The sequence below is a fragment of the Perlabentimonas gracilis genome (genome assembly GCF_011174675.1).
In the GTDB taxonomy this organism is placed as follows: Bacteria; Bacteroidota; Bacteroidia; order Bacteroidales; family Tenuifilaceae; genus Perlabentimonas; species Perlabentimonas gracilis.
The window spans coordinates 194,061-209,314 of record NZ_JAANIG010000001.1 but is presented as its reverse complement, the minus strand read 5'-3'; the positions used below and the strand labels follow the sequence as shown (position 1 = coordinate 209,314).

Sequence of the window (15,254 nt, the reverse complement as noted above, 5' to 3'; positions counted from 1 at the left end):
AGCAATGTCTATTTAAAAAAAATGAAAAAACAATGTTACCAAACTAATGTTGCTCATAATATCATTGTCAAATTTACAACTTTGAGTTTAAACTTCTAATAAAATTACCAATAAATTCACAAATTGAGACCACTCAGAAATACGAGATTATTTGATTGCAAAAGTAATGTTGAAAGCTTTGATATTCAACAAAATTAGACTCATAACAATCAACACAGAAAATACTTAAGAAAAGTAAATCAGATATTGACTTTACAACTCTTAAACAATAACTTGTAAGGCTTATATTATCAGGAAAACAATCTTATGTCATAGCAAATCCCCTACTAACATCATGAAAAATATCGGAACTGAAATATTGATAATTTTGGGCATCTCACTCTTTATGACGAATTTATCCATAGCCCAAACCAAATGCAAAGTACTCGACCCCGGTATTAATGGAACTTATATTGGTAAATGCCGCAACGGGCTTGCTCATGGTTATGGTTCGGCAGAAGCAAAAAACAAGTACGAAGGTCGGTTTAAAAACGGGGTTCCCCACGGAAAGGGAATCTACACTTGGGCAAATGGAGATGTTTACACCGGGAGTTGGCAAAAGGGAATACAACATGGTCAAGGTGTATACACATACAAAGAAAATGGAGAACATAAAGTAAAGAACGGTATTTGGCGAAAAGGGGAATATGTTAGAGATATCCCAGTTAAGCCTTTTATCGTTGGCCAAATAACCAACCTTGAGAAGTATAGCATAAAGCGGTTAGGCGAAGGGAACAGGGTCATGGTGCGATTCCTATATATGGGAAGGCATGGCTATGTCCCCAATGATTTCGATTTCAAGGTGCTAAGTGGGGTTGGCGTAACCGAAGGGCTTAATACTGGCTACGAAGAAGTATCATTCCCTACAAAGATAAGGATTCGGTACACCGTCCCCGATAAGTTGGGGCAAGGGCTAAGAATTCCAGTAAGGTTCGAGGTTGAGATCGTAGAGCCTGGAAACTGGGAGATTAGCCTTTATAACTAGCCCTACAGTCAATATACATAATACATAATACATAAAAAGAGAGGTGATTCAATTGAACCACCTCTCTTCAATAAAAACTAAGTCTTACTTAAGGTTTCTTGGTGTATAGAAGTTTAACTTGAAGTAGCTCTTGGCATCCTTCACAGCCAATTCGGTTGTTACCCAGTTCGGCTCACCATCATCATCATTCCACCCAAAGATCCAAGCAATATCATTCTCCATATCAACGCCATCGGGATCTTCGTCAGCATCTGGCCCGTCGTATCCAAAGGCGTAATGTATGGTAAGCGATGGAACACAGTAATTGTAAGTTCCATAACCTACAATCCAATAGTTATCTGGATAGTCAGACTGGCCAAGGAATTGGAGCGGTATCTCTATTTCGCCAGCAGGCTCATTAAGAATGGCCAAACTGAAGCCGCGATCTTGCCATGCTTCTCCCCAGTAATCGTTAATGAAAGCACTTGCAAGCCCATCAATTAGAACAACATTATCTTTTCCGGCAAAAGCAGGAGGAAGACCAACGGTTATAAATGGGTTGTTAAGAATGTCATCAGGCAAATCTAAAGGATCCTTAATTAGTATAGGATCAGCCTCAATTTGAACTCCACCAGAGGTGAACGCATTACCTTGCCATTCAACTAGGTAAAGTTCCTCAATTTCAAGTGGACAGAACTGCCATACGGTTACGCTCATAGCATCGGTAAGCTTGTTGCCACCACGAGTTGTAACCTCTACGCTAATATCAATCTCGTTGAAAAAGTCATCGGGGTAATCAACCGTAAGTTTCAAATCTTTCGAAGTAGTGCCCTCCTCAACAGTAAACCCTGTGCCATCAACAGTCCAAGCATAAGTTGCACCAGGATAGTAGAAGTCAACTGTGTAAACAACCTCAGCCACTTTCCCTTCTTGAATTGAGAGAATTTCTTCTCCAACAAGGGCAATGTTTAAAGGTAAAACCTTTAAGGCAACGGTCTTAGCAGGCGACACCTTACCACCCATAGTTGTTTCAACTACAGATATTGTGGCATCTAAAGTATCGGCCAAATTGGTGTGCTCCTTAAAATCAACCACTAGAGCGTAAACCTCATCGCTCTTGCTTGCAGTGCTTTCAATGGCTCCAGTGTAGGAAAATGCATACGATGAGCCAGCCCTGCCTACCGCACGATAGGTTACGGTAGTACCTCCACGCACAGTTGCCGCGCCCATAATATCGGACACAACTGGGTCGATTCCATCATAGTTATAATCATCCTTCTCCTCGCAAGAGCTGAAGGTAATTGCTATTACTCCCAGTAATAGTACAATTAGATATGATAACGTATTCTTCATTGTTTGTTAATTTTTTAAGTTGATTACTACCAGGTTGGGGTGAAATGATAATAAGGCTTAATCCAAGCACCACCATTCGATGTATTGACACCATCTGCATTAGCCACTCCACCGAAAGTATACATCTCAAGTCCTAGAGCTAACAATTCTTTGCCTGGAACGGGGAAATGTAACGGAGTTCCGTACTGAAGGTCATCATTTCTCCTAGTATCGCAGAAGGAGATAAGGTAACCATTATGCATTAGCTCAGTGAAACGCTCATAAAATATTGCTTTTAGAACATCCTCCTTGTTACCAGCAACATCTGGCATATTTCCTCTAGCTTTTCTTGGTCCATTAGCACTGTTAAGTATAGCTGCTGCTCCAGTTACATTACCAGTTCTTGCCATTGCCTCAGCCTTCATTAGCTCGTTCTCCCACACGCGCAATTCCCTAATTGGGCCAATGGATTCACCCATATGCAATCCCTCGGAACTTGTTGTAGCAGGCAGGTCGTAGCGGCTATGGCGGTAATGCGAGAAGTGCCACCCACCTCTTTCAGGACGAAAATCATTGGCTGCCAGATACTCAAAATCCTGGGTAAAACGGGCGTCAACTGTGGTTGCTAGCCCACCATTTGGAGGTGTTCCCAGCGTAGCTAAACCCTCTGAATCGGTTGGGTAACGTACGGGCTGAGTAGGATCAATCATATTAACAATACGCATATCAACACGCCCCCAACCAGACTGACGTAAATACTTAATATTAAGATCGTACCATGATCCTCCATCCCAAGGCAAGCCATTACCCACGGGAGCAAAGTCAACAGTTAGACCATTATTGGCATAAGTTAAAACATCAGACCAAGAGTAATTGCTAGTCCATGATAAATCCTCATTTTGTGCTTTTGTTCTTGACCCAAGAGCAAGGAACCGTGCAGCATAAGAACTAGCAAGTTTTGCAATATACTCATTGTTAATGGTCATACCATTAAGAGTACCTGTTGGAATGTCAAAACTATTGGCCTTAGCAATTGCAATGGCTTTATCAAGGTCAGCAATAGCCTCCTCAAGCACCTCATTCCAAGGCAAAAAATCCAATTCAGCTAGATAAGCACCAACATCACCACCTGGAGCCTCATCAGTTTTCGAAACCATAGCCTTGTCGAATGTTAATCCTAACTGGCCAATAGACATCCCTCTGATTAAGAATGCTGAGGCGAGAACCATATTGTTATCTGCGCCGTTGGGGCCAATCTCCATACCTCCATTAATTAGGTTTATCGCATCGTTCACTGAGGAGATCACTCCATTAAGGTCATAGTAAATAACCTCTGTTAAATCTGCATCTGTGTAAGAGGGGTCGTTATTCCATGCTCTGCGAGGCTCCCATGACATATCCCTCCATGCAAAGTTACCCCAACTAACGGTTGAGTGATCAGCCGCAACGTGAGCTGTCATACCCACGTTATAGGTTTTTATAGTTTGGAAATAGGATAGAAACTGTCCCATCACCACTAGTTTAACGTCCTCAGGTGAAGCCAACACTCTCTCCATATCGGGAAGGTTGGTATTTTCAACCTCAAGCTTTTCGCAGCTGGTATTAACGCCAAGCACCAACACCGCTACTAGTAATGTGAATTTACTTATGTATCTTTTCATAGTCTGTTCAATTTTAAAAATTACTAGAAAGTAAGTTCAAGCGAGAATGTTAACATCCTATAGTTAGGATAGTTAAACATATCGATATAGTACAAGCTTGGATTACCTGTAGCATAATCTGACTGCGAAACCTCAGGATCCCAGCCAGAGTACTTGGTGAAAGTTAGAAGGTTTCTACCAATTACGCCGAACTTAACTCCACCTAGGAAGCCTACACCAAGGTTTGCTAGAGTTTGCTTATTCATACTGTAGTACAATGACGCTTCTCTAAGCTTAAGGTAGGTACCATCCTCAACAAAGTAAGAGTTTATCTCATTAACCCTATAGAAGGTCTGATAGTAGGTTGTGGTTTTCTTCTGATTATCTGGCTTTGCAGACTGATCAAAATCACCATGGCGCTCATCGCGATATAGCCATTGCTTGGTTTGGTTATATACATTGCCACCCATCTTCAGGTGCCAAAGCATATTGAAATTGAAACCTTTGTAGGTAATATTGTTTAACCAAGAAAGGTTGAAGTCTGGGTTCATATCGGCTATACGGCCAAAGAATTCATCCCCATTCTCATCTAGCAATCGAATTGGAGCTTCATTAATTGTGCCTTCAGTTCCTTTACGGATTACGTAGCCATCGCTATTAACCACATAGTCGTTGATACTCTCGTCACTTGGTAATTGAGCAGCCATCTCCTCCAATGTTCTTACCCAGTCACCACCATACATCATACCAAACACCTCACCCTCTTTCACATAGAATACCTGCAAATCGTTTACGGTAGGGCCTACACGGAAAGGAGGAGCATTTAGCTTAGTAATCTCCTGAGTAATTTTATCGAAATTAAACCTGCTGGTCCATGTAAAGTCAGCAGATCTTACTGGAGTAATAGACAGGCTGAATTCAATGGCTTTAGACTCGATGTCGGCAGCATTTTGCCACTGATTGGTAAAACCGGTTGCGGCAGCAAGAGGTACATTATAAAATGCACCCTCGGTGTTTGCAAGGGCGTAGGTTGCCTCAAAATTGAAGATATTGAGAAACTCGAGGTTTAGACCCACCTCTAATTCTGCAGTTTCACTGGGCTTCAAATCCTTATTACCAATGGTTGCTTTTGAAACATTACCCTGGTATAGGTTGTAGGTTTCATACTGATAGTTAAAGCCTGGGCGCTGGCCAGAGGTTCCGTAGGCAGCTCTTAGCTTGAACTCTTGAATGCCAGGAATTTCTATATCCTGCGAGATACGATATGCTCCAGACACCCTATAGTATGGATTCCATCTATTATTCTCACCAAACAACGATGAACCATCATAACGGAAAAGAGCAGAGAAAATATACCTATCTCTATAGTCACCATCGACGATTGCTGAAAAGTTACGTGCACGTGTTACAATCTTGCTCGACCCAATTGTATTATAGGCATCGCCCTTAATAGCATTGAGTTGTGGAACTCCAGAAATGGCAAAGTTGGCTGCATTTACATCGAAATCTGTACTCTCATAATTCTCAAAGAGATAGTTCAACTTGCCTTTTAAGGTAAACTCTCCAAATATCTTATTCATATTGGCTGTAAACGAGTACACCTGACTGATACCCTCGAAAGCTGACTTGTAGAGCATACCATCAGTATTTAGCTGCTGAGATCTTGAGAATCCTTTTGGTTCAAAAGTCGTTCTTTGGGTATTTGTTCTCTCAATGCTATACATACCGTTAAAATTCAACCATTCTAGAGCACGCCAGTTTGCCTGAAAACTTTGCATTACGTTTTTACGCTCAAACTGTTGGCTTTTGTAGTATAGCGAATGTAGTGGATTCCCGTTATCAATCTGCCATGGGTTTGGGTGAATTGCATATAAGGGAAGTGCTGCGCTAGCCAATCCATCCTGATTCAAATTGATATCTGGCTCAAAGAAAAGGATATCGAAGAATGCAGAGCCTTGTCCACCACCCCAACCATCGGTAAATCGACCATCGGCAACATCCATTTTGTTTTGAGAAACAAAGGTACTTGCTTGCAAAGAAATCTTGTCGCCAATCCAGTGGTCGGCATTAAGCCTAAAGTTTTGTCTTTTCGATCCATCGGTATTCCATACAATACCAGAGTTCGCTGTATTCTCAAAAGAACTAAAAACACTGGTTTTACCAGCATTATGAGCTACCCCTACATAGTTAGTATAGTACGAACCATCTTGAAATAGAACATCCTGCTGATCGTATAGTCTAGTATACGGTTGATCGGCGTACCTACTATGAGTAACAAGTCTGTTTCCTGCAATGCCAGGGTGTCTTCCTTCAACATAGTCGGCAGGATAAGTTACACCAGCATACTTGGTGAAAGTTGAGTAATTCTCCCAGTCGCTTGCCAATTGGTAGGCATGATGTTGGGCTAGGTCTATCTTGCGTGGTAGTTGAGAAATACCATACTCATTCCTCAAACGTACTGTAGTTGCCCCCTCTTTGGCTGAACTACCCCTTTTAGTTGACACAACAACAACCCCTGCGCCTGCACGTGATCCGTAAAGGGCAGATGCAGCAGCACCCTTTACAACCTCGATATTTGCAATGTCGTCTACGTTGATATCGGCAAGATCTCCCTCAATCATAACCCCATCAACTATAATTAGAGGCTTTGAATCGCCCAAAAGGCTAGTAGCACCCCTTAGTCTAATGGATGCACCCTGACCTGGGTTACCAGATGGTTGAACGATAGTAATACCCGAAATCTTACCTTGAAGTGCACTTGAAGCTGAGGTTGCAGGTACCGCTTCAAGTGTTTCCGCGCTTACTTGTTCAACAGATACACTCATTTTTCTTCTTGGCGTTGCACCAGCCACCCCCGAGATAATAATTTCCTCTAGAGCCATGGCATCGGACTCAAGTACAACATTAATAACCGTACGACCAGCAATCGCTACTTCCTGAGTTCTATAGCCCAAGAAGCTATAGCTAAGGATAGTTGCTGTTTGGGGTACGGCTAAAGAGTACTGCCCATCGGCATTGGTTGCTACACCAATGGTAGTTCCCTTAACCTGTACGGATGCGCCAGGAACAGGCATCCCATCATCGGCACTGGTTACTGTACCAGTAATTTGCACAGTTTGCGCCTGTAGGAAGTTCATACCCACAAACACAACTGATGCAAGGAATACGCATAGTCTTTTCATAGAACAAATTTTAGGTTTATAAATAGAGCTAATAATGGTTAAAAACATCTGAAATTTATTAAATGATACTTTAAAACACAAACTTTCGACCATTTAAATGATATCAAACTCTTATTTAACTGAGTAATATCACCGCATTTTATTTGCATAATTTAAATAGTGCAGTTTAATAATAATACTTTAAAATAAGTTACAGCATTGCTTTTCTGATATTTGGAAGAATTTCCATTTTAGTATTAAAGTCCATAAAGCAATCGTTAATATTATTTTTGTGTTGAAAAAAAAAATAAATGTGATATAGGCTCTATCTATTTTAGTTCAATTAGAAAATTCGTGCAATAAAAGAGCAAAAAAAACGCCCCGAAGGGCGTTTAAAAGCAATAATAAAGAATGGGTTAAAACAAAAAATTCAGCCCAATATACGTGCCGCTAGCTCCATCGCGCTTATCGAATGGGCGGCCATGATCGATGGCGATGATAAAGTTGCGGTTCATTACTACCCTGAGGCCTGCTCCATAGCTTAGGTGCAGCGACTCCTTATCGGTTCCAAAAATATCGTCACGCGACAAGTTGCGATCTGGAGTTTGCCAATCGTAGCTGGCCCAATCAACATTGCTCGTGTTAACCTTAACAGGTGTAATAACCTGCCCACCATCGACAAAACCGTTGAGCGACAGGTAAAAGTTTTGCCCTATGAACTGGAATTTCACAAATTTCCAGCGCAACTCCAAGTTTCCCCACGCAACGCCATCGCCAATAACACGGTTGCGAATAACTCCGCGGAGGGATTTGCCACCACCTAACCCCTCGGATGTTGATCCCCGCAGAATAAGAGTAGTAATATTGGGCTGTAGGTAGAAAGGAACATCGCCAAAAACGGTTCCTTGGTATCCCAAGCGGTAGGCAAATGTAAGGCGCTCGGGGAAAAGGGTGAAGTACTGCCTGTGGGTTAGGGTAAACTTCATATGCTGGTAGTTGCTACCAATGCCCATAAAGGAAGGGGCGTAGGTAAACACCGCCTCGGTCCACATTCCGCTGTTTGGATTGGGCTCATTGTCACGCGTATCGTAAACAACGCCTGCTTTTACATACGACACAAAGCTACCATTAGCCTCTTCGGGCGTTATCAATCCCCAGTTCATATAGTGTTCGTAAAGACTTGGTATATTGGGTAGCAGATCGTCGGTTTTACCCTCGTTCAACTTATCTACATCCACTGTACCCACGTTGTAGTTAAGCAGCCAAACACCTGCTGCCCAACCAAAGTTTTCGAAGGGAAGTTTTCCCTGCAGGTCGATGGCAAAACGAAACAGTTTACGGTCGTACTTGTAAAAGGCGCGAGAGAGGTACTCTGGGTCGTCACTATTTGCCCAATGGGAGTTGTATACCGACTCGTACCCATTATATCCAAAGAAATCGTACATACGATCTGTTAGGTAACTAAGGTCGGTGGTGAAGCGAATTCCGGGAATTATTGCCTTGGAATCGAAAAAGATGCGGTTAATTCCGCTACCCTTGGTAAACCTCGACCATTCCAAATACAGGTTATGCTTAAAATCGGGATACATACTTCCATCACCATAGTTGAATAGATTTAGGAGCGCACCGTACTGAAAGCCCAAGTCGGAATCGAACGAAACTACGGGCAACCCACCAAAGTTCCAGCCGGTTTTCACCTTCTCTTCCTTGGGCTCGTTCTTAGCATCCTGCGAAATAGCAGTAAATGAGATTAGAGCGAACAGCAAAACTGCTGTGGTTTGGAGCATCAACTTCATAGCTTATGATTTTAGTTTCTCAAATGTACATTTTTTCTATAAACGATGATATGCCGATTACAAAAAAATGATTGTTGCATAATATGTGAAGATAGCATACTTTTGGCGTCGAAAAGCATTGGTACTATACCTTATATTATATAAGTGGAAATATGAAGATAATTTGCATTGGGCAAAACTTTGCCGATCATGTAAAGGAGATGAATTCCAGCACACCTATTGAACCTATATTCTTTTTTAAACCCGACACCTGCCTGCTTCGAAAGAATCAGCCTTTCTTCTACCCTAACTTTTCAAACGAAATTCATTATGAGCTTGAGGTTGTTCTAAAAATCTGTAGGCTTGGCCGTAATATCAGCGAGCGCTTTGCAAATAGATACTACAATGAGGTGGGTTTGGGAGTAGATTTTACCGCCCGCGATTTGCAGAGAAACTGCAAAGCGATGGGATTGCCCTGGGAAGTAGCCAAAGCATTTGACGGATCGGCACCCATTAGCGAGTTTAAAAGTAAAGTTATATTTCCCGACCTCGGCAATTTGGATTTTTGGCTTGAGAAAAATGGAGAAGTGGTTCAGAGAGGAAATACTGGCGATATGACATTTAACTTCGACCAGCTAATTGCTCACATATCCAAATACACTACCCTAAAAATTGGCGATCTGATATACACTGGAACCCCTGCAGGGGTTGGTTCGGTTGCCATTGGCGATAGGCTTAAGGGCTACCTTGGGGGTGAGCTTATGCTTGATTTTTTTGTGAGGTAGTGATTACAATTTATTGTATTGGAGGGGCTGCACTTTTACCTGCTAACCAACCGGTTGAGTAGGCTATTTGAAGATTATATCCACCGGTAGAGCCATCCAAATCGAGCAGTTCGCCGGCAAAAAACAGCCCTCTAACCAACTTAGACTCCATGGTCTTTGGGTTCACCTCCTTCAGCGAAACGCCTCCTGCAGTTACAATGGCCTCGGGCCATGAGCGTTGAGCCAACACCTCAAAACGCTGCTCCTTAAGCCAAAGGCGAATTGATTTTCGCTCTCCAGTAGTTAACCTACCCAAGTTTTTCTGAGCCGCAAGTCCTATCTCGTCAATCATCACCGAGGCCAAATCGCGCGGAAGCAAACGATTGGCCAGGTTAGCCACTGCTATCCGAGGGTTTTCGTCAACCTCACGAAGAATCCTAGCATCAAGTTTTTCGTGGCTTAGCGCTGGTTTAAGATCTAGTTCGAGGTCTACCCTACTTCCCTTGCTCAGCGCAAAAACTATTCTACGGCTAAGCCTTAGCATGATGGGGCCATTGAAACCATAGGATGTAACCTCCAGCTCACCAAACTCCTCATCGACCTTTTTACCCTCAATAAAAAGCGACAGGTTAACATTACGCAGCAAAAGGTTATCCTTTAGGCTAATGGCGGGTCTAGTCTCAACCCCAACAAGGGCGGGTAGCAAAGGGGTTATGGTGTGACCAAGGCTTGAGGCTAGCTTATACCCATCGCCTGTTGAGCCGGTAGCGGCATACGATTTGCCCCCCGTGGCAAGAATAATCGATTTACATTCAACTCCCTTCGAATTGCTATCCTTATCGGTGTACTTTACTCCTGTTACTACCCCTTGGGTAGACGTAATATCTGTCACATGGGCATGGTTATAAATCTTCACTCCATTTGCCCGCGCCCATTTTACAAGTGCCTCGGCAACATCCCAAGCCCTGCCGCTGGTAGGAAAAACTCGCATACCTCGCTCCTCTACCGTTGCAACACCCTGCTGGTTTAGCAACCGAATTATATCATCGCTAAAAAACGAGTTAAAGGCATCGCGGAGGAAACGGGGCTCTGGGAATATATCGTTTATAAACTCGTCGTAAGGCTTAGTATTGGTTATGTTGCACCGCCCCTTACCAGTAATCCTTAGTTTACGAGCAGGTTTCTCCATTTTTTCAAGCAAAATAACGCTGGCTCCATCAGCAGCCGCTTTGCCTGCGGCTAGCAAACCCGCTGGCCCTCCTCCAATCACCACTACATCAACACTATCCATTGCCTTACTATTTCAACATTACAGATTATCTATATCGGCTTACACTTTATACGCACGCTACTTCTTGGTTGTAACTGATCTGAATATGGGGTATCGATTGTAAACTTTTTCGTAATAAGGTGAGCGTTCATACAAAAAGTTTAGCTGGGCGTACGCGTTAGAAGCAAACTCCCTGTCGCTTCTTTTCTTGGCCTCAAACTCGGCTTTAAGTTCGTGGTTGGAGTTGAGCATCTCTAGGGCAAAATCCTCGAACACATAGGGTGAGAAATACTCCTTACGCTGAAGGATAGAATCGAAGTAGTTCCAAGCGAAGTAAGAGTCGGTGCTTTGTGGCTCCAACATTTCGGCAAGAAACTGATTTGCAGGCTGGTTCATGGGCACAATGAAATCGCCCTCGTAAAACTGTATTTTCTGAACCTCCTTACGCACCTCCACATCGCTATGCAGCTGATGGCCATTTGAATTCCAACTGAAGCTAGACTTGTAGTTGGTTATGTAGTATGCCTCAACCTCCATAATGGTGTCGTTTGCAAACCGTTGCATATTCACATCATTTATCTCGAGACGATGAATAACATCGTACCAAGCCTGAGGGATATAGTAAAACTCTGGGGCAGTAATGGTAATAGCAGGCTTATAGTATTTAAAGAATGGTATATCCTTGGTAAATGGTCTATTACGATCGTAATGCAGGCGTTTCCCTCCTGTAATCTTACTATCTATCAGCTCGGCCTCGTACCCCATGAATGGAATTGTTCCCTCCTGATCTCTATCAAGCTCCCACTGTATAACAAACTCCGATTGGTTGGCGGTATACTCATCGGCCTGCTGCTTTAGCTTGGCCATTTGGTATCCATTACGATGTGTAAATTCAATCGATGCATTTATAAATTCGTAGGTAGCAAGCACCCTGTCGGCAAATGGCTTGAACATATGTGCCTCGGTCATGAATGATATGGCGTTGAACATACGGCCATACCCCGATGTGTAGCGTGGTGGGTTTGGATACTGCTGTATACCACTTTCGGGGGTTTGCCCCATGGGCGATACGTAGTAGATCATTGGATAGCCACTCTCCTCCATGGCGTTAAATAGGAAGGGCTCCATAACCTCATCGTAAAAGTTACCTAGCATTGGGGGCATCTCCTGCGGATGCGATGATATAAGCGTCATCACATACTGATAATCGGCCCCGTTGGTAGTATGCGTATCTATTAGCAAATTTGGTTTCCAGTGATGAAAAATGCGAGCGAAAGATTGGGCGTTGCGACTCTCCATGGGAGCAAAATCCCTATTCAAATCCAAATTTCGAGCATTAGCCCTAAAACCCTGCATTTCGGGACCATTTTGGTTAGCCCTATTGTAGTGCGAACGGTTGTGCGCACCACCAATATTATAAACTGGCACAATGCATAGCACGGTGCTATCCATAAGACTCCACAATTCGTTTTTATTCGAAAGGATATCGCGGGCAAGCTGAATGCTGGCATCAACGCCGCAGGGTTCACCGGGATGAATTCCATTATTCACCAGTACCACTCGAAAACCCTTACTTCGTAATATCTCTGGATCGAAAACCCTTGCCCTTGAGATAACAAAAAGATGAAGAGGCTTACCAAAATCGGTGGGGCCATACTTTATTAGCTTTGCCTCACGATGCTCAAGGTCGAGCGCTCGATAAGCGGCGATGGCCTCATCGTAGGTAACGCTATAGTTCTCATGAAAGCGCAGCTCAACTTTCGGTGTGCTGGTTACGTTTTTTTTATAGATATGCTTAGCCACGCATATAAAGGCCAAAGCCAGCACGGTGGTTACCAAAAAGTATCGAAAAAACTTGTTCATAGCCTAGGAAAATATGTTTTGTGAATAGGACGCGAAAATAGCTAAAAGGTTGAATTGAAAGAGAAGATTATTATCATCAGAAAAGACCACATGAAGTCTTTCTAAAGCCCTAATTCCTCTTTTAGCCCCATGTAGTATCCCACCTGACCAGCTGAGAGTCCAGACATAATACCCATAACTATTGCCGATTTAATGTCCATCTGCCTATTGACCAGCACTTCCACCATATTGTTGACTATCTTAAATTCATCTGTGCTAAATATAAAATCTTGCGCACTCTGATTGTCAGCTTCCTCAAAAAATCTTTTTGTTTCCAAATACCTATCTCTATGAGTCTCAACTAAGGTTGAGAAGTTCGAAAATCTGCAGCAGAAATTCTCAAATCTATTGGAGAGGTTAGGGATAACCATAGCGGGGATATTCTCAACCGGGATACCCCTTAGCGCATATATCTCGATATACCTATATACACCTATACGGCCAAAAGCATCTAGATCGTCGGCAGAAGAAACCAGATCGACAAGCGAATGAGAAGTTCCTACGCCAAAGCCTGCCGACTGCTTCAGACTTTTATCGTCATGGTGCTCAATAGCATAAAGCGTATCTTCAACATTAGGTAGGGCTAGCTGAGGGTATTTGCTAAGGAACTGCTCAAAAAGCACCTTGCTATGGTGTCCATGGCGCTCGCTATGGTCAACAATTAGGCCTGTATCATGAAACATACAGCCAACCAGCGCTTGCTCTATAAAAGAGCAGGATGCTGGGGCCTTGGTATAGATATGCGAAAGCAGTTCCTTGGCATAACTCCACACCCGCACATGGTGATTAACGTCGTGCGAGGGCAAGTGAATACCATTATACAATGAATGCAGAAAAGCGTAAATGGATGGCATCCATTTATCCTCGGCCAGCTTTATGTATTCTGCCAAATTATCCACGGTGCAAAGTTAGTACAAAGGGCAATAAATGAACAAAGGCAGAAAGTTGATTTCTGCCTTTGCTCGCCAATAAGTTTACTCGACTACACTTCGGCTTTAGCTTGGTTTTCTATCATTTCGTAAGCCAATTCAAGTATAGTGGTGTCGTCAAGTGTCACAATTCCGCCATCGGGTCCTTGCTCGTAATGAAACCCTACAGACTCGCCATTCTCCCAATTGGTGCCGCCAAAATAATTACGAACGGTCTCCGCATTCAGGTTCAACTTCTCTGCAATAATCTGCATAGTCCCATCAGGAAGCTGATCCTTAACCCTCCTGAGCTCGTTAAATGTGATTGTTTTCGACATAGCTTTGCTGTTTAGTTAAGTAATAATGTGCTATAAAAATAAAGAATACATTTCAAATTAAAAAATTATTAAGTGTGTATTAATGCTTGTTAACTCATATTAACTTACAAAGCTAGGGCTACACTACAAAACAATTACATTGCCCTAAAAGCAACTCTTTTGGGGCTTCGTAAAAGATTTGATAAATTTGTGTGCTTTGTCAGCATACCTTACTTTGTCCGTATTGGTTTAACGAATACCAATACATAATGTTTAGTTTTGGCCATTGATTTTTGATTAAAGTGTGCCAAGCATAATACACAGCATACGCATGAGCAACACACCAATAAAAATGGTAGTAACCGACCTCGACGGCACACTGCTAACCTCAACCGAGATGGTTAGCGAAGAGGATTTGCATACATTACATCGGCTTGGCGAGATGGGTATTGTTAGAGTGGTTGCCACAGGGCGCTCGCCATACTCTTTTGGTAAGGTTATCGCAAGCGATTTCCCCATCGACTATCTGGTTTTCTCGTCGGGGGCAGGTGCTGTTAGGTGGAGCAATAACCAAATACTCTACACAACCCAAATTAACAGCACCCAGGTACAAGGTGTTGTGGATGAGCTAGTGGCTCATGGAGTAGATTTCATGGTGCATGAACCTATTCCTACCAACCACCGATTTTTGTACCACCAGAGTAGCAAAAGTAACCCCGACTTTACCCGTAGGGTTAAAATATACTCACAGTTCTGTCAACCCTACATCCCTGGTGTGGTTTACGAATCCGATGCTACTCAAATAATTGTTATTCTCCCCTGTGATGTAAAGTGGTTTGAATCTTTAAAAACCAAGTTTCCCGACCTTAAGGTTATTCGAGCCACATCGCCACTGGATGGGCACTCCATTTGGATGGAGATTTTTCGGCGCGATGTTTCAAAGGCTTATGGTATTGAACGGCTTTGCCGGAACCTTTCCGTAAGGCCCAACGAGCTAATGGCCATTGGCAACGACTACAACGACCTGGACATGCTAAACCACACGCCGCATAGCTTCATGGTAGATAATGCACCAGACGAGCTGAAAAGGCAGTTTAAGGTGGTGCGATCGAATAACGAATCGGGGTTTAGCGATGCGGTGGGAAGGATGATAAACATTTAGGACTCGAATTTTACGCCTCG

Annotated in this window: 11 protein-coding genes; 3 read left to right on the top strand and 8 right to left on the bottom strand. The window is 43.0% G+C overall.

The genetic code is table 11. The features are described from left to right. Window positions 1-334 precede the first annotated feature (334 nt). Window positions 335-1,024, top strand: coding sequence for an MORN repeat-containing protein (locus G8O23_RS00810; RefSeq protein ID WP_166360725.1), 690 nt, complete (start codon window positions 335-337; stop codon window positions 1,022-1,024). A gap of 84 nt (window positions 1,025-1,108) precedes the next feature. Here the strand turns inward: G8O23_RS00810 and G8O23_RS00805 are convergent, their stop codons facing one another. The 4 genes from G8O23_RS00805 to omp85 form a co-directional block, all read right to left on the bottom strand. After that, on the bottom strand, window positions 1,109-2,356 hold the full coding sequence (locus G8O23_RS00805; protein WP_166360724.1) for a hypothetical protein: 1,248 nt from the start codon (window positions 2,354-2,356) through the stop codon (window positions 1,109-1,111). Window positions 2,357-2,382: 26 nt separating this feature from the next. Continuing rightward, complete coding sequence (locus tag G8O23_RS00800; protein ID WP_166360722.1) at window positions 2,383-3,996, bottom strand: RagB/SusD family nutrient uptake outer membrane protein; 1,614 nt, start codon at window positions 3,994-3,996, stop codon at window positions 2,383-2,385. A gap of 23 nt (window positions 3,997-4,019) precedes the next feature. Beyond that, a complete protein-coding gene (locus tag G8O23_RS00795) occupies window positions 4,020-7,157 on the bottom strand; it encodes a SusC/RagA family TonB-linked outer membrane protein (RefSeq protein ID WP_166360720.1) in 3,138 nt (1,045 codons plus the stop codon). A gap of 395 nt (window positions 7,158-7,552) precedes the next feature. Beyond that, window positions 7,553-8,932: an Omp85 family outer membrane protein gene (gene omp85, locus G8O23_RS00790; protein WP_166360718.1), complete on the bottom strand. Its 1,380-nt coding sequence runs from the start codon at window positions 8,930-8,932 to the stop codon at window positions 7,553-7,555. 152 nt (window positions 8,933-9,084) lie between these two features. On the opposite strand from omp85, the gene G8O23_RS00785 reads away from it, so the two are divergent. Further along, window positions 9,085-9,696: a fumarylacetoacetate hydrolase family protein gene (locus tag G8O23_RS00785; protein ID WP_166360716.1), complete on the top strand. Its 612-nt coding sequence runs from the start codon at window positions 9,085-9,087 to the stop codon at window positions 9,694-9,696. 10 nt (window positions 9,697-9,706) lie between these two features. Here G8O23_RS00785 and G8O23_RS00780 read toward each other — a convergent pair whose 3' ends face one another. The 4 genes from G8O23_RS00780 to G8O23_RS00765 all read right to left on the bottom strand — a co-directional run bounded on the left by G8O23_RS00780 (window position 9,707) and on the right by G8O23_RS00765 (window position 14,093). Further along, window positions 9,707-10,966: a BaiN/RdsA family NAD(P)/FAD-dependent oxidoreductase gene (locus G8O23_RS00780; protein ID WP_166360714.1), complete on the bottom strand. Its 1,260-nt coding sequence runs from the start codon at window positions 10,964-10,966 to the stop codon at window positions 9,707-9,709. A gap of 57 nt (window positions 10,967-11,023) precedes the next feature. Further along, on the bottom strand, window positions 11,024-12,808 hold the full coding sequence (locus G8O23_RS00775) for a M14 family zinc carboxypeptidase (RefSeq protein WP_166360712.1): 1,785 nt from the start codon (window positions 12,806-12,808) through the stop codon (window positions 11,024-11,026). A gap of 101 nt (window positions 12,809-12,909) precedes the next feature. Next, the gene (locus tag G8O23_RS00770) at window positions 12,910-13,737 is read right to left on the bottom strand and encodes an HD domain-containing protein (RefSeq protein WP_166360710.1); all 828 of its coding nucleotides are present in this window, start codon (window positions 13,735-13,737) and stop codon (window positions 12,910-12,912) included. Between the two features lie 92 nt (window positions 13,738-13,829). Continuing rightward, window positions 13,830-14,093 (bottom strand): DNA-binding protein, encoded by a 264-nt coding sequence (locus G8O23_RS00765; RefSeq protein ID WP_166360708.1) that lies wholly within the window; start codon window positions 14,091-14,093, stop codon window positions 13,830-13,832. A 310-nt stretch (window positions 14,094-14,403) separates the two neighbouring features. Between G8O23_RS00765 and G8O23_RS00760 the strand changes: the two genes are divergently transcribed. Beyond that, window positions 14,404-15,234, top strand: coding sequence for an HAD-IIB family hydrolase (locus G8O23_RS00760; protein WP_166360706.1), 831 nt, complete (start codon window positions 14,404-14,406; stop codon window positions 15,232-15,234). Window positions 15,235-15,254: the final 20 nt, after the last annotated feature.